Raw genomic sequence first — 20,726 nt, 5'->3', positions numbered from 1 at the left:
TGGGTGTGGGGGCGGGCATGGATCAGCTCCGGGTTTGCGGGTCGATGGCGCGGTAGGCCAGGTCCAGGAGCGTGCTGATGACCACGTACACGCAGGCGGACAGCAGCACGACGGCCATCACCACCGGCATGTCCCGCCCCGTGACCGCGTCCACGGCGACGCGGCCGAGGCCGGGCCGGCCGAACAGCACCTCGGTGATGACGGCCCCGCCGAGCAGGCTGCCGGTGAACCAGCCGGCCAGCGTCACGGCGGGGATGAGCGCGTGCCGCAGCGCGTGCCGGGTGACCAGCGCCCGCTCGGTCAGCCCGCGCGCCCTGGCGGTGAGCGCGAACGGCTGCTCCAGCGCCCGTTCCAGGCCGCCCCGCAGCACCTGCCCGAGCACGCCCGCGATGGGCAGCCCGAGCGTGAGCGCGGGCAGCACGAGCGCGGCGGGCCCGGCGGCGCCCGAGACGGGGAACCAGCCGAGCGTGAACGAGAACACCGCCAGCAGCACGATCCCGATCAGGAACGGCGGCACCGACACCGCCACCAGCTCGGCCGCCGAGACGGCGGCGCGGGCCGCCCGGCCGCGCCCGGCCGTGACGACCGCGATGAGACCGGCCAGCGTCACCCCGGCCGCCGCCGCGGCCAGGGTGAGCTGGACGGTCGGCCCGACCTGGGTGGCCAGGATCTCGCCGACGCCGCGCTGCGACTGGTACGACCGCCCGAGGTCGCCGTGCAGCAGCCGCCACAGGTAGGCCAGGTACTGCACGATCCCGGGCCGGTCGAGCCCCCACTCGCGGACGATCGCGGCCCGGATCTGCGGCGTGTCCGGCCCCTCGCCGACCAGGACGTCCACGGTGTCGCCCGGGGCCAGCAGCAGCGCGAGGTAGGAGGCGGTGGCGGCGGCCCACAGCACGGCCAGCCCGGCGCCGAGCCGCCTGATCACGTGCCGATCCGTACGTCGTAGGCGCCGGCCGGCGTGCCGGAGGCGGGGTCGAAGCCCAGCCCGTGCACGCTCTTACGGGCCGCGATCTGGTCGGCGGGGACGTAGATCGGGAAGACGAGGGCCCGTTCGCGCACCACGGCCCGCTGCACCCTGGCGTACAGCTCCTTGCGCCGCGCCTGCCCGGACTCGGCCCCCGCCTCGGCGAGCCACCGCTCCACGCGGGGGTCGGAGAAGCGGGTCCGGTTGAGCGCGCCCTCGCCCGGCAGGAGGAGGTTGAGCGCGGCGCCGGCGTCGGAGTCGCCCCGGGAGTTCTCGAAGATCTCGTACTCGTTGGCGTCGAGCGCCTCCTGCGCGGTGCCGGGGTCCACGATCCTGACCTGGAAGTCGATCCCGGCGTTCTGCTTGACCTGGGCCTGCACGGCCTGGGCGAGGACGTCGCGGCGGTCGCGCACGTACGGGGCGGCGGTGACCGAGCGCACGGTCAGCCGCCGGCCGTCCTTGACCCGGTAGCCCTCGGCGTCGCGCTGCCGCCAGCCGGCCGCGTCGAGCAGCGCGTTGGCCTTGGCCACGGCGCCGCCGTAGGCGTTCTCGAGGCTCGGGTCGTAGAACGGGCCGGACGCGGCGACGACGCTCCACGCCCGGGTGGCGGTGCCCCGGTAGACCGAGCGCAGCACCGCGTCCACGTCCACGGCCTCGCGGAACGCCTCGCGTACGCGCTGGTCGTCGAAGGGGGCGCGGGAGGTGTTGAAGTAGTAGGAGAAGGAGGTGCCGGAGTTGAGTGCGGTCTTCAGCGTGAGGCCGGGGTCCTTCCCGATCAGGGCGGCCTCGGTGGCGGGCACGCCCTCGATGACCTGCACCTGGCCGGAGGTGAGCGCGCCCACCCGGACGGCGGCCTCGGGCAGGAAGCGGTAGGTGATCTCCGACAGGTGGGCGGGCCCCTGGTGGGCGGCTCCGTCGGGCGGCCACCGGTAGGCGGGGTTGCGCCGGTAGTGGAGCTCCTGGCCGGGCACGTACCGGTCCAGGACGAACGGCCCGGTGCCGGCCAGCTCGGTCCCGCCGAACTTGAGGTCCCTGGCGCTCTTGAGCGACGCCGGGGAGACCTGCCCGGCGTAGGGGGAGGCGAGGAAGTCGGGGAAGAGCGCGTCCGGCTCCTTGAGCGTGATCTCCAGGGTGTGCGGTGAGACGACCTTCGCCTCCTTGTACGCCTTGAGCTGGATCGCGGCTACGGCCGGGTTGTAGCCCGGCACGAGGAACTGGTCGAGGTTGGCCTTGACCGAGGCGGCGTCGAACCGGGTGCCGTCGTGGAAGGTCACGTCGTCGCGCAGGTGGAGGGTGTAGGTCAGCCCGTCGTCCGACACCTGCCACGCCCTGGCCAGCCAGGGCCCGAACGAGCCGTCCGCGCGGCGGGTCAGCAGCGCGTCGAACTGGTTGAACACGAGCAGCCTGACCTTGTTCTGCGACCACTGCTGCGGGTTGAGCGTGATCGGCTGGGTCTCGATGGCCCAGGTCAGGGAGGTGGACGCGGCCGTCTCGGCGGCCGGCCCGGCGCCGCACGCGGCCAGGGCCAGCGCCAGGGCGGGGATCAGGCGCTTCACGGGCGGTTCCAGGCTTCCGCGAGCAGCTCGTACGAGCGCACGCGGTCGTCGTGGTCGTGCGTGATGGTGGTGACGAGCAGCTCGTCGGCCCCGGTGACGCGCCGCAGCACGCGCAGCCCTTCGGCGACCTGCTCCGGCGTGCCGGTGAACTGGGTGGCGACGCGGTCGGCGACCAGCTCCCTGTCGGCGTCGGTCCAGGCGTGCGCGGCGGCCTCGGCGGGCGTGGCGTAGCGCATGGCGCCGGCGCCCGTCCTGATGCTGCGCACCCAGAGGGCGTAGGGGGAGGCCAGCTCGCGGGCCCTGGCCTCGTCCTCGGCGACGACGGCGTCGGCGGAGACGATGACGTACGGCTCGACCAGCTCGGCGGAGGGCTTGAACGCCTCCCGGTACGCCTCGACGGCCTCCAGCACCGTGGCCGGGCTGACGTGGTAGTTGGCGGCGAACGGCAGCCCCCGCTCCCCCGCCACCCGGGCGCTCTGCCCGCCGCTGCTACCCAGGATCCACACCCGCACCCCGGCCCCCTCGCCGGGGACGGCGCGCGCCTGGTGGGTGCCGTCGAGGAAGGCGAGCACCTCGTCGATCTGGGCGGCGAAGTCGGGCGTCCGCGCGCCGGGCTGCTGGAGCAGGGCCGCGTAGTGGGCGACGTGCGGGTGGGCGGCCAGCCTGGCGTGGTCGAACGGCGGCGGGATGAGCAGCCCGTCCACCACCCTCGCCCCCGCCGGCGCCCCGCCGGGGGCCGCGGCGGCGTCCCGTGGGCCGCGCCCGGCGGCGGGCGCGGCGGCGCCGTTCGCGGCGGTGAGTTCGGCACGGCGCTGTCCGGAGCGGCCGATGCCCAGGTCGACGCGTCCCGGGTGGAGGGCGTCGATGAGGCCGAACTGCTCGACCACCGACAGCGGCGTGCGGTGGCCGAGCTGCACCGCCCCCGACCCCACCCGGATGGTGCCGGTGGCCGCCGCGATCAGCGCGATCAGCACGGCCGGGTCGGAACTGGCCACGCCGGGCGCGAAGTGGTGCTCGGCCACCCAGTAGCGGTGGTACCCGAGCCGCTCGGCCCGCCGGGCGAGGTCGATGGTGTTGCGCAGCGCGTCGGCGGCCGTCTTCCCGGACGGGACGGGCGCCAGGTCGAGGATGGACAGCGTCACGAGACCCCTCCGGCGGCGTGAGAAGCGGGGACGGCGTGAGAAGCGGGGACAGCGTCAGGAGCGGGGACAGCGTCAGAAGCGGCGGGGGCGTCAGGAGTGAGGGCGGCGTGAGTGGGCGGGGCATGGGGAGTGGGGGCGGCGGGGAAGGGGCGGCTCGGGATCTCGGCCCGGAGCACGGGCGCGATCTCGGCCTGGAACAGCTCCAGCGCCGCCCTGTGCCGCCCGGGGTCGAGCCCGTCGGCGTCGGCGGGCAGGTGCATGACCTCGTGCCCGAACCGCTCGTGGTAGCGCAGCACCTTGTCGATGACCTGCTGCGGGCTGCCGACCAGGATCGAGCCGCGCTCGATGGCGTCCTCCAGCGTCGGGAAGACGACCGGTAGGCCGAGCCGGCGCTGGAGCGCCACCCGGGCGTCGAAGACCGGCCGGTACGTCGCGATCGCCTCCTGGGAGGTGCGGGCCGCGTAGTACCCCGCCGTCCCGGCCCCCACCAGCGCGCCGGCCGGGTCGTGCCCGTAGTGGGCCCAGCGTTCCCGGTAGTGGTCGATCAGCTCGGCGTACGGCTCGATGGGGTTGGTGACGTTCGCGGAGAAGATCGGGTCGCCGTGGCGGGCGGCCAGCTCCACCGACTCCTTGCTGGTGGCGCTGCCGTGCCAGACCCTGATCGGCCGCTGCAGCGGGCGCGGCCAGGTCTCGGCGGCCACCAGCGGCGGGCGGAAGCGGCCCTGCCAGGTCCCCTCGTCCTCCCGCCACAGGCGGCGGAACAGCTCGTACGCCTCCTGGTTGCGCTCCCACTGGTCCTCGGCGGTGACGTGGAACAGCCGGGCCTGGGCCGTGCCGTTGCCCTTGCCGATGATCAGTTCGAGGCGCCCGCCGGAGAGGTGGTCGAGGGTGGCGTAGTCCTCGAAGGCGCGCACCGGGTCGAGCAGGCTCAGCGTGGTCACCGCGGTGAACAGCCGGATCGCCGACGTCCTGGCCGCGATGTGGCTGAGCACGACCGGCGGTGAGGAGGAGATGAAGGGCCGCTCGTGCCGCTCCCCCACGCCGAACCCGTCGAAGCCCAGCTCCTCGGCCAGCACCGCGCTCTCGACGACCTCGCGGAAGCGCTCGGTCGCCGTCCCGCCGCCGGTGTGCGCGATCAACGTGATGGCCAGGAACTTCATCGTGCCTCCGCGTAACGGCTGACCGGCCGCGGCAGGCCGAGCAGCCCGCGCAGCGTGTCCGCCTCGTACCTGCTTCTGAAGGCCCGCCGCGAGCGCAGCTCGGCCGTCAGCCCGGAGCAGATCTGCCACAGGTCGTACGGCACCGCGCCCGGCCGCAGCCGGAACCCCTGGACGCCGGCCTCCCGCCAGGCCAGCAGCACGTCGGCCAGCTCCCGCACGTGCCCGGTGAAGACGGCGGCGTCGGAGTCGAGCTCGGCCCCGTCCAGCTCGTCGAGCCGCGCCTTGCGCCGGGCCGCGTCCTCGCCCAGGAACACGACGAGGTCGGCGAAGATCTTCACGTCCTCCGACAGCCCCCGGACCTCGCCGACGATGGCGCGGGCCTCGTCGGCGGAGTGCGGGGTGACGAAGACGACGTCGGCGTGGGCCGCGGCGAACTCGTACGGCAGCCGGGCGTGCGCCAGCGCGGCCACCACCGGCTGTCCCTGCGGCGGGCGGGGCGTGATGGACGGCCCCTTGACGGAGAAGAACCGCCCGGCGAAGTCGATGTAGTGAAGTTTGTCGCGGTCGATGAACCTGCCGGTGGCCACGTCGCGGATCTCGGCGTCGTCCTCCCAGCTGTCCCACAACCGCCGCGCCACCTCCACGGCGTCGCCGGCCTCCTCGAACAGCTCCCGCACCAGCGGGTCCGCGGACGGGTCCGGCGCCCGCGCGCCCGGGGACGGGTCCGCGCCGGCGGGCCGGGCCGGCGCCGGTCGCAGCGGCGGCAGGCGCCGGCGGCCGAAGTGGCGCGCGTCGGAGGCCCGCGCGGAGACGCGCGGCCGCCAGCCCGCGCGCCCGCCGCTGACGTGGTCGAGCGTGGCGATGCCGATGGCCACGTGGAACGGCTCCGTGTGGGTGGTGGTGGCGGTCGGGACGAGCCCGATCCGGTGGGTGAGCGGGGCCAGCCGGGCGGCCAGCAGCACGGCGTCGAACCGGCCCCGCACCTGGTCGATGCGGTCGTCGTGGCCGTCGGGCAGGGTGGACTGCGGGCCGAGCTCGTCCTCGAGGGTGACGAAGTCGAGCAGCCCCCGCTCGGCCTCGCCGACCAGCCCGGCCCAGTAGCGGGCCGAGAACAGGGCGCGTGGCGCGGCGTCCGGCTCGCGCCAGGCGGCCGGGTGCCAGCCGGCGCCGTCCAGCGCCACGGCCAGGTGCAACGTCATACGGGCTCCAAGTGCGGTGTCATGCGGTTTCCGGGCGCGGGAAGGGGCCGGCGCCAGGGGCGGAACGGGCCGGCGCCCAGGTGCGGTGTCATCGGAGGTCCAGGTGTTCGCGCAGGGTGGTGCCGGTGTAGTCGGCGCGGAAGGCGCCGCGTTCCTGCAGCAGCGGCACCACCCGCGCCACGAAGTCGTCCAGGCCGCCGGGCGTCAGGTGCGGGATCAGGATGAACCCGTCGGCGGCGTCCGCCCGCACGTGCTCGTCGATGAGCCGGGCCACGGTCCGCGGGGTGCCGATGAACGTCTGCCGCCCGGTCATCTCGATGACCAGCTCGCGGATCGTCAGGTGCTTCTCCTCGGCCAGCGCCCGCCACTTGGCGGCCACGGCGGCCCGGTCCTTGATCGCCACCCGGCCCTGGGAGACGCCGGTCTCCGACAGGTCCGGATCGACGTCGGGCAGCGGCCCGTCCGGGTCGTACGCCGACAGGTCCCGGCCCCACACCTGCTCCAGGAAGGCGATCGCGGTCTGCGGGCCCACCTGGGCGCGGCGGATGTGGGCGGCGTTCTCGGCGGCCTCCTCCTCGGTGTCGCCCAGCGCGTACGTGGCGCCGGGCATGATCTTGAGCTGGTGCGGCTCGCGGCCGTACCGGGCCAGGCGGCCCTTGACGTCGGCGTAGAAGCGCCTGCCCTCCTCCAGGGAGCCGTGCCCCGTGAAGATCACGTCAGCGTGGGCGGCGGCGAACTCCCTGCCCTCGCCCGAGTCGCCGGCCTGGATGATGACCGGCCGGCCCTGCGGGCCGCGGGGCAGGGTGAAGCGGCCCTCGACGGAGAAGTGCGGGCCGTGGTGCGCGACCGTGCCGATGGCGTCCTGCCGCAGGAACCGGCCGCCGACCCGGTCGGCGAGCACGGCGTCCGGCCGCCAGGAGTCCCACAGCTCACGTGCCAGGCGGACGAACTCGGCGGCGCGCTCGTACCGGTCCGCGCGGTCGAGGTAGCCGCCGCGCCGGAAGTTCGCGCCGGTGAAGGCGTCGGAGGTGGTCACCACGTTCCACCCGGCCCGGCCGCCGCTCAGGTGGTCGAGGGTGGCCAGGCGGCGGGCCAGCTCGTACGGCTCGTTGAAGGTGGTGTTGACCGTGCCGGCCAGGCCGAGCCGGTGGGTCACGGCGGCCAGGGCGCTGAGCACGGTGAGCGACTCGGGCCGGCCCACCACGTCCAGGTCGTGGATGCGGCCCTTGAGCTCGCGCAGCCGCAGCCCTTCGGCCAGGAAGAAGAAGTCGAACCTGCCGCGCTCGGCCGTCCTGGCCAGGTGGGCGAACGAGGCGAAGTCGATCTGGCTGCCGGAGCGCGGGTCGGCCCAGACCGTGTGGTTGTTCACGCCGGGGAAGTGCGCGGCGAGGTGGACCTGTTTGCGGGCGGTCATGGGGTCTCCGGGACGTCAGGAGTCGGGGTGGGCCAGGAAGCGGCCGAAGCGGCCCTGGTGGTAGAGCAGCGGCCGGCCGGTCCGGTGCGTGGCGACCTCGGCGACCAGCCCGACGACGAGCACGTGGTCGCCGACCTCGGCCCGCTCGTACGGCAGGCAGACCAGGTGCGCGGAGACGCCGTGCAGCAGCGGCGCGCCGAGCGGCCCGGGACGCCAGTTCGTCGGCGGCGCGAACCGGTCGACGCCCTTGCGGGCGAACCGGGCGGCCAGCTCGGCCTGGTCGCTGGCCAGGATGTTGACCGCGAAGTGGTCGGCCGCGCCGAGCCGGGGCCAGGTGGTGGAGGAACGGTCCACGTAGAAGGAGACGAGGGGCGGTTCGAGGCTGACGGAGGAGAACGACGTGGCGGTCAGGCCGACGGGCACGCCGTCGCTCTGGGCGGTGATCACCACGACGCCGCTGGCGTGCACGGCCAGCGCCCGGCGGAACGGTTCGGCGCCGACGGCGCGGCCCGGCAGGGTCTCGGTCATGCCCGGGCGCTCCTTCCGGGGTGGCGGGGCGACGGGGAGGACAGGTTCAAGATCACGGTGGGCTCCTCACGGGAGAAGGGCGTGCTCGCGCGGGCGCCCGGCGGGCGGGCGCGCGCAGGCGTGCGGCAGGCGGGTGGTGGCGCGGGCGGCGTCGGCCGCGCCGGGAGCACGAGGGAGGAAGGCGGCTTCGGTCCGTGATCAGCGACACTGCGCGCTGACGACGTGGCAGCAGTCCACGTACGGCCGCGCGGTCAGCAGGTAACCCTGGCTCATGGTCATGACGCTAGGCCGCCGTTCGCGAGAAGTCAATATTTCCTACTGGTTATAGGGGGAAATAATGCGGCGAGCGGCCGGGCAGCGCGGCGCACCCTCCCTTGCTCCCCCAGCTCCGCGAGCGACGGCCGCAAACCGAAAACCTTTTCTTCACCACCGGAACGTTGCATTGCCGCACTTGTGCAGAGCGGCCTTGACAGAAGCGTTCTGCTGAGCTTTGCTTCCGAAAACCTTTCAGTTGTTTCGCCGATCGGCCAAGAGAGGTCCGCGCACCCCCGGAGAAAGGCTTCCGCCATGAGACGACCGGCCCGCGTGCCCGTCCTGCTCACCGCCTTGCTCACCGCCTTGCTCACGTCCTTGCTCGCCTCCTTCCTCACCGCCCTCCCCGCCCGCGCCGCGCCCGCCGCGCAGGTCGTCGACCTGTTCGGCAGGACCGTCAACGACTACGGCGTCAAGCTGGTGGACTGGCAGGGCTACCTGGCCAACCCCTACGTCGAGCTGACCGTCAGGCCGCCCGCCGACGTGCGCTACCCGATCACCGTCGATCTGAAGGCCGAGGGCACGTCCCGGCTGATGATGGACCTGCCCAGCCGGCTCACCGCCACCGGCGCGACCAAGACGCTGACCTTCGCCAACGCCTCGGAGCAGAAGGCGTTCCGGCTGGCGATCCACTCCAAGCGCGGGCCCGGGGCCGACGAGCGGCACACGCTGCGGCTGACGATCAGGGACGCGGGCGGCGCGACGTACGAGCAGTCGATGCCCGTCCACGTGCAGCAGGACGAGAAGACCGCGCTGCAGCCCACCCTCCCGGTCACCTTCGACTACCGCTACGACACCATCACCGGCTACTTCTCCGACCCCGGCGTGCGCACGGCCGCCGAGGAGGCGGTCAAGGACTGGTTCCGCTTCTTCGACATGCAGCCCTTCGACACCGTGGCGGCCGGCGCCGAGCCCAACCATCTGCCGGGCAACGACTGGCAGAACACCATCAACGTCACGAACAACACCGCCTACAACGGCATGTACGTCTTCTTCCGCGGCATCCAGACCCCGTACTCGACCGGCTACCCCGCCCGCAACGGCCGCTACAGCACCCGCGGCGGGCAGCAGGTGCCGGGCCCCCTGCACCGCTCCACGGCGATGATCCTCGAGTACGACGAGGCGAACAAGCAGCTGTTCACCTCCCTCGCCGACGAGGACTGGTACAAGACGGACATCCAGGGCTCGGTGCTGGACGTGCACGGGCTGGTCATGCACGAGTACGGCCACGCGGTCGCCTTCCACAGCGACTGGGCCGGCATGCGCGCGTACGTCAACGGCGGCGGCAACGATCCCGACGTGATCCGTTACCAGGGCCGTGCCGTCCCGCTGGACGGCAGCTACCACATCCCCGGCGACCAGCCCCACTGGGACCGCCTCAGCGGCCAGAGCGGCGGCTGGACCCACCTGTTCCCCACCCGCAGGTGGATGCTGACCAAGCTGGCCCTGCTGGTGGCCGAGAACGCCGGCTGGAGGCTCAACCGGAACCTGACCCCCTTCCTCGACCCGGCCATCACCACCGCCTCGCTCCCCCAGGCCACGCCGGGCACCGCCTACCGGCACACGCTGGAGGCCAGGGGCGGCGTGCCCTTCTACGACTGGCGCGTCACCAGCGGGTCGCTGCCCGCCGGCCTCACCCTCGACCGCTTCACCGGCGCCATCACCGGCACCCCCACGACGGCCGGCTCGGCCACCTTCACCGTCCAGCTCAGGGACTACGACCGGCTGAGCACCCCCGTGACCAGGACGTACACGCTCACCGTCGGCGGCGCGGCGGCGAACCTGGCCCGGGAGGCCACCCCGTCGGCCTCCTACACCTCGCCCTGGGAGAGCGTCGCCGCGATCAACGACGGCGTGGACCCGCCCTCGTCGAACGACACGGTCAATCCCCGCTGGGGGACCTGGCCGCAGACGGGCACCCAGTGGGCCGAGCTGACCTGGCCGTCGCCGCGCACGCTGCGCGCGGCCGAGGTGTACTTCTTCGACGACACCGGCGGGGTGCGGGCGCCGGCATCATGGCGGCTGCAGTACTGGAACGGCAGCGCGTACGCCGACGTGCCCGGCACGTATCCGACCGCCCTGAACGCCTACAACCGGGTGACGTTCGGGGCGGTGAGCACGAGCCGGCTCAGGATCGTGCTGGAGAGCGGGGCCGGCTCGGTCGGGCTCCTGGAGGTCAAGGCCTACGCCTGAACCCGGGAGCCACGGGCCCGCGCCTGCGCCTGCGCCTTCCGACGCGGGCCCGCCCTCGCGGCCTGCGGTGCACGCCCGCGCCTGCGGGGCGGTCAGCCGCGCAGGCGTACCGGCAGGGCGGTCAGACGGCTGCCCTGGATGCCGCCGAAGTCCGTCTGGCGGAGCTCGCCGTACGGGACCGCGAGGCGGGCGGCGGGAAAGTCGGCCCGCAGGACCTCCACCAGCGCGCGGAGCTCGATCCGGGCGAGCTGGGCCCCGGTGCAGTAGTGGGGGCCGGCGCCGAAGGCGAGGTCCGGGCCGATCGTGCGGGCCGGGTCGGTGTTGATGCCCTGGATGTCGACGAGGATCGGGGCGCGGGCGGGCAGGCGCACCCCGGCCAGCTCCAGCTCTGTGCTCGCGAAGCGCCACAGGGTGAAGGGGGCGGGCGAGTGCAGGCGCAACGTCTCCCCTACGAGCTCCCCGGCCTCGTCCGGCGGGCGGTTGCCCGTGAGGCCGTCATGGAGGAGGCGGGCGAGCAGGAAGCCGAGTGACGGGTCGGTGGTGAGCTGGCCGGCGTAGATGAGCGTGAAGATCAGGTAGTGCACCTGTTCCTCGGTGAGCTCCTCCGGAACCCGCCCGCGCAGCTCGGCGGCCAGGCCGGAGCGGCCCTCCGCCAGCGCGGCGGCGGCCAGCTCCCCGAACGCGGCCATCGCCCCGCCGACCTCCTCCGGGTCGGCGGAGTGCATGCCGCGGCAGGCCGCGATGGCCTGGTCGATCCGGTCGAGCGGCACCCCGAGCACGTCGCACACCACGGTGAGCGGGAAGCGGGTGGCGAAGTCCGCCATCAGGTCGCACTCCCCCTCCCCCGCCCGCTCCGCCTCCTTGGTGAGCAGGTCGCGGGCGAACCCCTCGATCCGCCCGGCGTAGCCGCTCATCCGGCGGGCGGTGAAGAGCGGGCCGTGCGCGCGCCGCAGCCGTTCGTGGGCGGGGCCGTCGAGGGTGGTGAGCGACGGCTGCGCGGCGGCGGCCGGTTCGAGGCCGGCGGTGCGCCGGTCCCAGGAGGCGGGCGCGTACGCCGGGTCCTTCACGATGAGCGGATGGACCAGGACCTGCCTGGCCAGCTCGTCGCCGGTGACGATCCAGACCGGCCCGCCCGCCGGGGCCTCGGCCCTGACCAGAGGACCGGCGGCCCGCAGCGCGGCACGCGCGGGATGCGGCTCACCGATCCGGCGGGTGGTGGCGGCGAAGGGATCGACGGCGACGCGCGGGGCCTCGGTCGTGGCGTGAAGGGCTCCGCTGACCCGAGAGCCTCCGGCTTCGCTGACGCGAGGGGATTCGGTCCCAGTGACACCGGCGGATTCGATTTCGGTGGCGCGGAGGGGTTCGGTCATGACGTCTCCTGGTGGGCACGCGAGGGAAGCAGGAACATCAGCGCCGCGGCGGCGCAGTAGCAGGCGATCTGCCAGGGCAGCACGGCGGCGAGGGCGCCGGCGTACCCGGCGGGGTCGCCGGCGGCGTGCTCCAGCTCGGCGAAGAACACCAGGCCGAGCACGGCGACGCCGAGCGCGTTGCCGATCTGGGTGACGGTGCTGAGCACGCCGCCCGCGGCCCCGGCGTGCCGCCCCGGCACGCCTGCGAGCACGACGTTGAGCAGGATCGGGGCCGTGAGCCCCAGCCCCAGCCCGCCGGCGAACAACGGCACGGTCAGCGCCCAGGCCGAGGGCTCGGCGCCCTCGCGGACGGCGAGGAACAGGGCGGCCTGCGAGGCGGCCAGCGTCAGCGCGCCCGCCACGAGGAGGTTGCGGCCGGCCCGGGCGGCCAGCCGCACGCCGAGCCCGGAGGTGATGATCGAGCCGATGGCGTACGGCAGGATGACCAGGCCCGTGCCGAGGGCCGAGTACCCGAGGCCGAGCTGGAGGTAGAGGGACAACACGAGGAAGAAGGAGCCGAGGCCGCCGAAGAACAGCAGCGAGACCGCCAGGCCGCCGGCGAAGGCCCGTACCCGCAGGAGCGCGGGATCGAGGATCGGCTCCCCGCCGCGTACGGCCAGCCGCCGCTGCCTGACCAGGAACAGGACCGCCACCGGCACCGAGGCCGCCGCCGGCACCAGGCTCCACCACGGCCACCCCCACTCGCGCCCCTGCACGAGCGGCACCAGCAGGAGCACCGTGGCGGCGGAGGCGAGCGCCGCGCCGGGCAGGTCGAGCTTGGCGGCGCGGGCCGCGCGGGAGCCGGGGAGGTTGCGGGCGGCCAGGGCCAGGCCGGCGATCGCGATCGGGACGTTGACCCAGAAGATCGCCCGCCAGCCCAGCCCGAACAGGTCGGCCTCGACCAGGAGGCCGCCGAGCAGCGGGCCGGCGATGGAGGCCAGGCCGAGCACGGCGCCGTACGCGCCCAGCGCCCCGGCCCGCGCGGCGGGGGCGAAGGAGCCGCGGATGATGCCGAACACCTGCGGGATCATCAGCCCGCCCGCCAGCCCCTGCGCGACCCGCATGGCGATCAGCACGCCGGGCCCGGGCGCCAGGCCGCAGCCCGCCGAGGCCAGCAGGAACGCGGCCAGGCCCAGCAGGAACAGCCGGCGGCGGCCGTACCGGTCGCCGAGCCTGCCCCCGGTGATGAGGCCCGCGCCGAGAGCGAGGGTGTAGCCGGCGACCGTCCACTGCAGCGCGGCCTCACCGGCGCCGAGGTCCCGCGCGATGGCCGGGGCCGCCACGGTGACGATGGTGGCGTCGAGCAGCTCCATGAAGGACGCGGTGAGGATCGCGGCCAGGACGGCGACCGCTCGGCGCCCGGACAGGACGGCCCCGCCCCCGGGCGCGCCCTCGCCATCGGACGCGCTCCCACCGCCCGGCGCGCTCCGAGGCCCGGACGCGATCCCGGCCGCGGACGCGATCCCGGAGCCGGGGGTGTTCTCGCCGCCGGGGGCGTTCCCTGGTGGGTGTTCCGGCGGGCGGGTGGGGGTGTCGCCGTGGGGTGGGCGGGATGAGGTGGTCATGGTGCGTTCGAGCTCCTGACATGGGAGACGGAAGGGGTTGCGGGGCACGCTGGAGCCGCCGCAGGGCAATGCGGTAAAATGCCTGCACAACACATTAGCTGCGCGACGCAGCGACTGTACTACACATTTGCTGCGTGACGCAGTGAATTGAGGCGAGGCGGATGCCACGATGACGAACCGGCAGCAGGCGCGGCAGGACCTCCTCGACGAGCTGGTCAAGGAGGCGATACCGACCTACGCCATCCTGGTCGTGCGGCTCAACCGGGTCGTCGCCGACCGGCTCGGCGTGGCCGAGACCGACGTGCAGTGCCTGCACGTGCTGGACCGGCACGGCCCCGCCACGCCGGGCGTGCTGGCCAAGCACGTCAACCTGACCTCGGGCTCGGCCTCGCGCATGATCGACCGGCTGGTGGCGGCGGGCTGCGTGCGGCGGGTGGCCGACCCCGGCGACCGCAGGCGGGTGCTCATCGAGCCCACCCAGGAAGGGCTCGAACGGGTGAGGGAGGCGTACGCGGGGCTCATCGCGCGCACGCGGGAGGATCTCGACGCGTTCGGCGCGGACGAGATCGACGCCGTGCTGCGCTTCGTGCGGGCGGCCGAGCACAGCACGGCGGCCGAGATCGTCCGGCTCCAGGGCTCCGAGGGCGGGGAGTGAGCTGCGCGTACCCCCCTTGTTCGCCCACCTCACCGCCTGTCCGGCCGGGCGCGATCTCCGCGACCGCACCCCGTGTGACGCGCTTCCGGACGGGCGCGACCCCGGGAGGCCGGGGCGGGCTCCGGCGGGCCGGGGGTCAGCGCAGGGCCGAGGTGGGCAGGGGGATGGCGGGGAAGGGGTTGTCGGGCAGCAGGATGACGCGGCGCGGCTGACCGGGCCGGCCCGCCGCGTCCAGGTGGAGCAGGGCGGCGCCGATGCCGGCGGCGCCCACCATGTAGCCGGTGTCGGCGGTCACCTCGCCGGGCCGCAGCCGCCGGTACGCCTGGTACCAGCGGTAGCCCCGGCCGTCGGGGTCGGTGGCCCGGCCGATGAGGTCGGCGGCCAGGGTGCGGGCGTACTCCAGGTGGAACTCCTCGCCGGTGGCGGCGTACAGGCCGACGAACAGCTCGATCATGCCGGCCGTGCCGCAGCACTGGCAGGCGACGTTCCAGTAGCCCTCGGTGCGGCGGTGCGGCACCCCGCTGCGCACGATCCCGCGCGCCAGCCGCTCCACCCACTCCAGGTCGCCCGGGTCGCCGCCCACCCGGTACAGCTCGTAGAACATCCTGGCCACGCCCGCCGAGCCGGAGCAGAAGCCCAGGTAGTGCAGGCTGCGGGCGTGCGGCACGTGGTGCGGGACGGACGCGCAGCCGCCGGTCACGACGCTGACCTCGCGGACGAAGGCCGCGCCGCTGCGGGCCGCGGACAGGAAGCGCGGCTCGCCGGTCACGCCGTACAGGCGGGCCAGCAGGTACGCCGTGCCGGCCGTGCCCGCGAGGAAGCCGGGCGTGACGGCGTCGACCGGCAGGTCGGCGCAGTCGCCGAACTCGTGGCCCGGCACGGGCAGCCGGGCGATGCGCAGCCCCGCCTCGACCGCCGCCTCCTCGTACGCCCGCACGCCGAGGTGCGCGGCCGCCCGCAGCAGCCCGAGGATGATGCCGCCCTCGCCGCGCTGCGCCGGGTCACGCGACCACGTCACGCCCTCGCCCCCGGCCCTGCCGCGGCTCACGATCAGATCGGCGATGGCGGCGGCCTCGATGTCGAAGTCGGCCTCGCCGAGCGTCCAGCCGGCCTCCATCAGGGCCAGCATGACGCCGGTCAGCCCGTGGTAGAGGGTCAGGTCGTCCTGCTCGCGCCAGGTGGCGGCGAGCCTGCGGGCCCCCGCCCTGGCGTCCTCCAGGTACGCCTCGTGCCCCGTGGCGGCGGCGAGTTCGAGGAAGAACAGCACGACGCCGGCCGCCCCCGAGTACAGCGACCAGGGTTGCGGGGTGACGGCGGAGCCGCCGCGCGTGTCGGGATTGGCCTGCCAGCTCCGACCGTGCGCGTCGTCGAGCGCGGCCGACCTGATCCACCGGCCGGTCATGATGGCGGCGGTCAGCGGCGCGTCGGCGCGGGCGCTCGACGCGCGCCTCTCGTCCAGGCTCATGTCTCCATTTTCCCATAGATTGAGTAGGAATACTCGGTAAACCGGGAAGCCGCGGGGCCGTGCTCCCAGTATGGCGTCATCCCCCGCGCTCGCCGAGCCGCGCCGCCCGCTGCCCCCGAGCGACACCGGGCGACGCGACCCGCTTCCTGGCGGCCTCCTCCTCCCTGACGGCACGCTTCCGGGCGCCGGCTCCTGGCTTCGGGTCCTGGCTCCGGGCTCCGGGCGGCCCGGACGAGGGCGGCGGGGCCCCGGTGCCGGGTTCAGACGCCCGCGGTGACGCCGAGGGCCGTCAGGAGCCGGGCGCGGATCTCGGCATGGGTTTCGGCGCGGGCCTCCGGGCCGCCCGCGCCCGGCCGCTGCTCGGCGGCGATCCTGCCCTCGTCGAGCACGAGCACCCGGTCGGCCAGCGCGATCGCCTCGTCCACGTCGTGGGTGACCAGGAGCACGGCCGGGCGGTGCTGCTCGAACAGGCGGCGCAGCAGGGCGTGCATCTTGATCCTGGTCAGGGCGTCGAGCGCGCCGAAGGGCTCGTCGGCCAGGAGCAGGCGGGGCTCGCGCACCAGGGACCGGGCCAGCGCCACGCGCTGCTGCTCGCCGCCGGACAGCTCGTTGGGCCAGGCGCGCTCGCGTCCGGCCAGCCCCACCTCGGCCAAGCTCTCCCGGCCGCGCCGCTCCGCCCCGCGCAGGCCGAGCACGACGTTGGGCAGCACCCGCTGCCAGGGCAGCAGCCTGGCGTCCTGGAAGACGACCGAGACCTCGCCGGGCACCTCGACCGTCCCGCCGCCGGCGACGTCGGGGTCGAGGCCGGCCAGGGCGCGCAGCAGCGTGCTCTTGCCCGACCCGCTGCGGCCCAGGAGCGCGGTGAACTCGCCGGGCGCCAGCTCCAGGTCCAGGCCGTCGAGGACCTTGCGGTCGCCGTAGACGCGGGTCAGGCCCTTGACCCGGATCAGCCCGCCAGGGTGCGCCGCCATGACAGGGCCCTCCTTTCCACGAGGCGGACGGCGGCGTCGGAGAACAGGCCGAGCAGCCCGTACAGGACGAGGCCGACGAGGATGACGTCGGTCTGCCCGTACGTGCGGGCGAGGTCCATCATGTATCCGATGCCGCTGGTGGAGTTGATCAGCTCGGCCACCACCAGGAACAGCCACGCCGTGGTGACCGCGAACCGCAGCCCGAGCAGGAAGCCCGGCAGCGCGCCCGGCAGCACGACCCTGCCGATGAACGCGCCGCGACGCAGCCCGACGGTCTCGGCCAGCTCCACGTAGCGGCTGTCGATGCCGCGCAGGCCGTTGTGGGTGTGGATGTAGATCGGCACGAGCACGCCGACGGCGATGACGGTGACCTTCATGACCTCGCCGATGCCGAGCCAGAGGATCAGCAGCGGCATCAGGGCGAGGGACGGGATGGCCCGCTTGATCTGGACCGGGCCGTCGATGATCGCCTCACCCCAGCGGCTGAGCCCGGAGACCAGCGCGAGCGCCGTGCCGAGCGGCACGCCGATGGCCAGGCCCAGCGCGACCCGGCCGACGGAGGTGAGCAGGTTGTCCTGCAGGCGGCCGGTCCCGGCCAGCTCGGCGGCCGTGCCCACCACGGTCCAAGGGGCGGACAGGAACCTGGGGTCGAGCCAGCCGGTGGCCGAGGCGACGGCCCAGAGGGCGAGCAGCAGGGACGGGCCCAGCAGGAAGCCCAGCCTGACCGGCCGCCCGGGACGCAGCCGGGGCCGGGCCCGCGAGCCCGGCGCGGAGGCGGTGACGGAGGGGGTGGCGGAGGTGGTGGCGGAGGGGCCGGGGGCGGCGGTGGGGCGGGATTCGACGAGTGTCATGGGGTGCCTGCCTTGATCGCGTCCTGTGTCGTCCGGGTGCCTGCCTTGCGTGCGCGCGCCGTCGTGATCGGGCATGCCGTCATGAGGTGGCCGCCTTGATCGCGTCCGCGCCGACCGTCTGGAAGCGCAGGTCGTACAGGTCCTCGGCCTTCAGGGGCGGGTTGCCGGTCTCGGCGGCGAGGATGTCGATGGTCTCCTGGTGGCGGCGGATGGCCTCCGACCAGTCGGCCGGCAGGTCGGGCTCGCCCGCCAGCTCCACCAGGTAGCGCCCGTCGGCGGCGCTGAGGCCCTGGTCCTTGACGTAGTAGCCCTCGATCCACTCCTCCGGGTGCTCGTAGACCCAGCGGGAGGCCCGGGCCCAGGCGGCGACGTACTCGCGGACGGCGGCGGCCTTGGCCGGGTCCTCCAGGGTGGAGGTGCGGACGTAGAGGTGGGCGGGGTCGTCGCGCAGGCCGTGCCGGAGCGTGGTGGCGCCGTCGACGCCGAACTTGGCGGTGTAGCGCTTGATGTTGACGCCGCCGATGGGCGCGACGTCCACCTGCCCGGAGGCCAGGGCGTTGGGGTAGATGTCGCCGGTGCTCGGCAGCTCGACCAGGGTGACGTCCTCCTTGGTGAGCCCGGCCTGCTTGAGCACCTTGAGCACGAGCGCGCCCTGCGCCTGGCCGGGACTGTAGGCGATCTTCTTGCCGCGCAGGTCGGCCGGGGTCTTGACGCTCACGCCCGGCGCGACGCCGAGCTCGTACGTGGGGTGGTCGAGCGGATCGACGCGGAACCGGGAGGCGACGATCTTGACGGGCAGGCCGGTCCAGGTCGCGTGGATGGGCGGGATCTCGGCGACGGCGCCGACGTCGAGCGCGTCGGCCCGGAACGCCTCGCTGGTCTGCGGGCCGCCGCTGAGGTTGGCCCACTCGATGTCGAACGAGAACGCGTCGATCTCGCCGGAGAGCTGCAGCGCCACCTTCGTGGCCGGGTCTCCGACGATCAGTTTCGTGCCCTTGGGCACGGTGGTGGGCAGGGGCGCGCCGGGCGCGAGCGCCGGGGCGCCTTGCGCGGCTCCGCCCGGACGGGCGCACGCGGTCAGGGTGGTGAGCAGGAGGAGTACGGCGAGTGCCGCCGCTCGCTTCTGGGCTGGCATGGGGTGGGTGTCCTCTGGTCGTCGCGGACGTGGGTGTTCGGCCCGGCGGGAACTCGTGCGGGCGGATCGCTCCAGTCGTCGATCAGCGACACTGCGCGCTGGCGACGTGGCCGAAGTCCACGTGCGCACGCCGGGTCAGGCGTTGGCCCTGGCTCATGACCTCGAAGGTACGAGCGGCGCGCGGCAAAGTCAATATTCCCTACCAGTTTTACATGATTATTCTTCGACTCCGGCCCGGCCCCCCGATCGCGGTGGCCGGGGCTACCTATCCGGAAAATCCGGATTTAGATGAGAAATCCCTAATGTCCTTCTCACGTGACCGCCACGGCCGGCCGAGATGCTCTCTTCATGACCGGGGCGGACAGCCCGCGCCGGCACTGACGAAAGGCATGAGATGCACGCGATCCGACTGACCGTCGCCGGCGCCGTCCTCGGCACCGTGATCGGCTCCCTGGCCATGACCGCGCCCGCCGCCGCGGCCGACACGCGGACGTGCAAGGGCACGATCCGCAGCGTCAGTGTGGACGACGTGCGCGTGCCCAAGGGCGCCACCTGCACCCTCATCGGCACCCGGGTGAGCGGCAACGTCAAGGTCGGCTCCGGCGCCGCCCTCGTGGCGCGCGACGTCCGGGTTGACGGCGACATCCAGGCGGAGGGGGCCCGCTCGGTCTCCGTCACCAAGGGGTCGAAGGTGGACGGCAACATCCAGGTCGAGGACAGCGGCTCCGTCACCGTGACCTCCACCAGGGTCGACGGCGACATCCAGCTTGCGGACAACCGGCGCTACCTGCGCGTCAACGGCAACCGGGTGGACGGCAACATCCAGCTCCAAGGCAACCGCAAGGGCCTGCAGGTGCACCGCAACTCCGTCAAGGGCAACCTCGAGTGCGAGGACAACCGCTCGAAGGTGACCGGGGGCAAGAACTCGGTGCGCGGCGACAAGGAAGGCCAGTGCCGCCGCTTCTGACCTCCCCTCCTCGGCCCGCCTCCCCACCGGCGGGCCGGTGAGGCGAGCGTGGCCTTCAGATCCGCGTGGCCTTCAGGTCCGCGTGGCCTTCAGGTCCGCGTGGCCTTCAGATCCGCGTGGCCTTCAGGTCCGCGTGGCCCTCAGGTCCGCGTGGCCTTCACGTCTCGTCGCCGGCGTGCAGGCTGTGGAAGTCCGCCAGGCTCTGCCGGTAGAAGGCGAGGTCGCCCTCCAGTCTCTCCCGGGTGAAGCGGGCGGGCTCGTCGTCGCGCGCCTGCCTGCCCATCTCCGTCCAGAACTCCTCGGGCGGCAGCTCGGCGGCGCCCTCGGGGAAGAACTTCAGCGCCTCGGCCACGGCGTCGGCGGCGAAGCCCCAGTCCGCGGCGACGGAGTCGTACCGCTCGGGGTCGGGCGGGCCGGCCGCGTAGAACAGGCCGCCCTCCAGGGCCCTGCGCGCGTACGTGGCGGAGATCAGCACCCACTGGCCGGGGTCGAGCAGCTCCGACAGGCCGGTGCCGAACGTCGCGCCCTCGTGCTCGGCCGCCTCCTCCGCGTCGTACGGCACGAGCACCTCGACGCCGCCCGCGCGCAGCACCCAGCCGTCCGGCTCCTCGCTGACCGACGCCCGCTCGGAGCCGCCCTCGGCGGCCAGGTCGAGATAGACGTACGCCTCCACCAGGCAGCGCGCCAGCCCGCGCTCAGGCATGCCGGCCCGCCAGGTCGCGGTAGGTGTCGCGGACGATCAGCAGCCGGTCGAGCCGGAACCTGCCCGGCTCGGCCGCCCGTACCTGCTTGCCCCGGTGCGACCAGAACCCGTCGTCGGGCACCTCCTCGCCGCCGGGCGGGATGAACTTGACGACCTCCTCGACCGCCGCGGCGGCCACCGACAGCGTGCGGTGGGCCTCGGCCGCGTCATCGACCGGCACGTTGCCCGCCGTCAGGTCGGCCACCCACAACCACTGCCCGGCGTCGAGCAGCTCCGACGGCTCGGGGCCCCCGAACGTCGGGTAGCCCGCGGGCGGCACGGGCCGCTCGGGCAGGCCGAACAGGTATTCGCGCGGAGCCCCGCAGGCCGCGCACGTGCCGAAGTAGCGGTTGGCCGGCGCGCCCTCGACGCTGACCAGGCCCCTGTCCCAGGTGGTGTCCACCGAACCGCACGCGCAGGGGTGCAGGTCGAGGTAGAGATGCGCCTCATCCCTCGTCCGTGCTACCGCGAAGGTCATGACCGTCCTCTCCTCGG

General features: G+C 74.0%; 18 protein-coding genes. 3 read left to right on the top strand and 15 right to left on the bottom strand.

All coding sequences use genetic code 11. The annotated features are described in order from the left end of the window. Positions 1-22: 22 nt before the first annotated feature. From IO39_RS39575 to IO39_RS39545, 7 genes are all read right to left on the bottom strand, one after another. A complete protein-coding gene (locus tag IO39_RS39575; RefSeq protein WP_043635326.1) occupies positions 23-928 on the bottom strand; it encodes an ABC transporter permease in 906 nt (301 codons plus the stop codon). After that, positions 925-2,523 (bottom strand): ABC transporter substrate-binding protein, encoded by a 1,599-nt coding sequence (locus IO39_RS39570; protein ID WP_043635323.1) that lies wholly within the window; start codon positions 2,521-2,523, stop codon positions 925-927. The genes IO39_RS39575 and IO39_RS39570 overlap by 4 nt, the downstream gene beginning before the upstream one ends. Then, positions 2,520-3,665 carry an MsnO8 family LLM class oxidoreductase gene (locus tag IO39_RS39565; RefSeq protein ID WP_043635320.1) on the bottom strand — a complete coding sequence of 382 codons (1,146 nt, stop codon included), beginning with the start codon at positions 3,663-3,665 and terminating at the stop codon, positions 2,520-2,522. The genes IO39_RS39570 and IO39_RS39565 overlap by 4 nt, the downstream gene beginning before the upstream one ends. Continuing rightward, on the bottom strand, positions 3,662-4,825 hold the full coding sequence (locus tag IO39_RS39560; RefSeq protein WP_043635317.1) for an LLM class flavin-dependent oxidoreductase: 1,164 nt from the start codon (positions 4,823-4,825) through the stop codon (positions 3,662-3,664). The genes IO39_RS39565 and IO39_RS39560 overlap by 4 nt, the downstream gene beginning before the upstream one ends. Next, on the bottom strand, positions 4,822-6,024 hold the full coding sequence (locus tag IO39_RS39555; RefSeq protein WP_043635313.1) for an LLM class flavin-dependent oxidoreductase: 1,203 nt from the start codon (positions 6,022-6,024) through the stop codon (positions 4,822-4,824). Before IO39_RS39555 ends, IO39_RS39560 begins: the two co-directional genes overlap by 4 nt. Positions 6,025-6,112: 88 nt before the next feature. Beyond that, positions 6,113-7,438 carry an NtaA/DmoA family FMN-dependent monooxygenase gene (locus tag IO39_RS39550; RefSeq protein ID WP_043635310.1) on the bottom strand — a complete coding sequence of 442 codons (1,326 nt, stop codon included), beginning with the start codon at positions 7,436-7,438 and terminating at the stop codon, positions 6,113-6,115. A 15-nt stretch (positions 7,439-7,453) separates the two neighbouring features. After that, positions 7,454-7,966 carry a flavin reductase family protein gene (locus tag IO39_RS39545; RefSeq protein WP_043635309.1) on the bottom strand — a complete coding sequence of 171 codons (513 nt, stop codon included), beginning with the start codon at positions 7,964-7,966 and terminating at the stop codon, positions 7,454-7,456. A gap of 567 nt (positions 7,967-8,533) precedes the next feature. On the opposite strand from IO39_RS39545, the gene IO39_RS39535 reads away from it, so the two are divergent. After that, the gene (locus IO39_RS39535; RefSeq protein WP_052423956.1) at positions 8,534-10,471 is read left to right on the top strand and encodes an Ig domain-containing protein; all 1,938 of its coding nucleotides are present in this window, start codon (positions 8,534-8,536) and stop codon (positions 10,469-10,471) included. A gap of 92 nt (positions 10,472-10,563) precedes the next feature. Here IO39_RS39535 and IO39_RS39530 read toward each other — a convergent pair whose 3' ends face one another. Together IO39_RS39530 and IO39_RS39525 are read right to left on the bottom strand one after the other, a co-directional pair. Further along, the gene (locus tag IO39_RS39530; protein WP_245642544.1) at positions 10,564-11,841 is read right to left on the bottom strand and encodes a cytochrome P450 family protein; all 1,278 of its coding nucleotides are present in this window, start codon (positions 11,839-11,841) and stop codon (positions 10,564-10,566) included. Then, the gene (locus IO39_RS39525; RefSeq protein ID WP_245642543.1) at positions 11,838-13,445 is read right to left on the bottom strand and encodes an MFS transporter; all 1,608 of its coding nucleotides are present in this window, start codon (positions 13,443-13,445) and stop codon (positions 11,838-11,840) included. Before IO39_RS39525 ends, IO39_RS39530 begins: the two co-directional genes overlap by 4 nt. 169 nt (positions 13,446-13,614) lie before the next feature. Between IO39_RS39525 and IO39_RS39520 the strand changes: the two genes are divergently transcribed. Further along, positions 13,615-14,100 carry a MarR family winged helix-turn-helix transcriptional regulator gene (locus tag IO39_RS39520; protein WP_043635303.1) on the top strand — a complete coding sequence of 162 codons (486 nt, stop codon included), beginning with the start codon at positions 13,615-13,617 and terminating at the stop codon, positions 14,098-14,100. A 136-nt stretch (positions 14,101-14,236) separates the two neighbouring features. On the opposite strand, the gene IO39_RS39515 is transcribed toward IO39_RS39520, so the two are convergent. The 4 genes from IO39_RS39515 to IO39_RS39500 all read right to left on the bottom strand — a co-directional run bounded on the left by IO39_RS39515 (position 14,237) and on the right by IO39_RS39500 (position 18,522). Then, entirely contained in the window at positions 14,237-15,565 is a 1,329-nt protein-coding gene (locus tag IO39_RS39515; RefSeq protein ID WP_043635300.1) for a lanthionine synthetase LanC family protein, read from the bottom strand. Positions 15,566-15,825: 260 nt separating this feature from the next. Beyond that, positions 15,826-16,536, bottom strand: coding sequence for an ABC transporter ATP-binding protein (locus IO39_RS39510; protein ID WP_043635297.1), 711 nt, complete (start codon positions 16,534-16,536; stop codon positions 15,826-15,828). Continuing rightward, positions 16,512-17,387, bottom strand: a complete 876-nt coding sequence (locus IO39_RS59245; protein WP_043635295.1) for an ABC transporter permease — start codon at positions 17,385-17,387, stop codon at positions 16,512-16,514. Before IO39_RS59245 ends, IO39_RS39510 begins: the two co-directional genes overlap by 25 nt. A 79-nt stretch (positions 17,388-17,466) precedes the next feature. Beyond that, positions 17,467-18,522, bottom strand: a complete 1,056-nt coding sequence (locus tag IO39_RS39500; protein ID WP_084774290.1) for an ABC transporter substrate-binding protein — start codon at positions 18,520-18,522, stop codon at positions 17,467-17,469. 394 nt (positions 18,523-18,916) lie between these two features. Between IO39_RS39500 and IO39_RS39495 the strand changes: the two genes are divergently transcribed. Beyond that, positions 18,917-19,489, top strand: coding sequence for a hypothetical protein (locus IO39_RS39495; protein ID WP_043635292.1), 573 nt, complete (start codon positions 18,917-18,919; stop codon positions 19,487-19,489). 157 nt (positions 19,490-19,646) lie between these two features. Here the strand turns inward: IO39_RS39495 and IO39_RS39490 are convergent, their stop codons facing one another. Both IO39_RS39490 and IO39_RS39485 read right to left on the bottom strand, forming a co-directional pair. Continuing rightward, a complete protein-coding gene (locus tag IO39_RS39490) occupies positions 19,647-20,192 on the bottom strand; it encodes a hypothetical protein (protein WP_043635289.1) in 546 nt (181 codons plus the stop codon). Then, entirely contained in the window at positions 20,185-20,709 is a 525-nt protein-coding gene (locus tag IO39_RS39485) for a hypothetical protein (protein ID WP_043635286.1), read from the bottom strand. Before IO39_RS39485 ends, IO39_RS39490 begins: the two co-directional genes overlap by 8 nt. Positions 20,710-20,726: the final 17 nt, after the last annotated feature.

Origin of the sequence: Nonomuraea candida (assembly GCF_000725485.1) — a bacterium.
Classification (GTDB): Bacteria; Actinomycetota; Actinomycetes; order Streptosporangiales; family Streptosporangiaceae; genus Nonomuraea; species Nonomuraea candida.
Note: the sequence above shows the minus strand (reverse complement) of the source record. Positions and strands in the feature narration are given on the sequence as shown.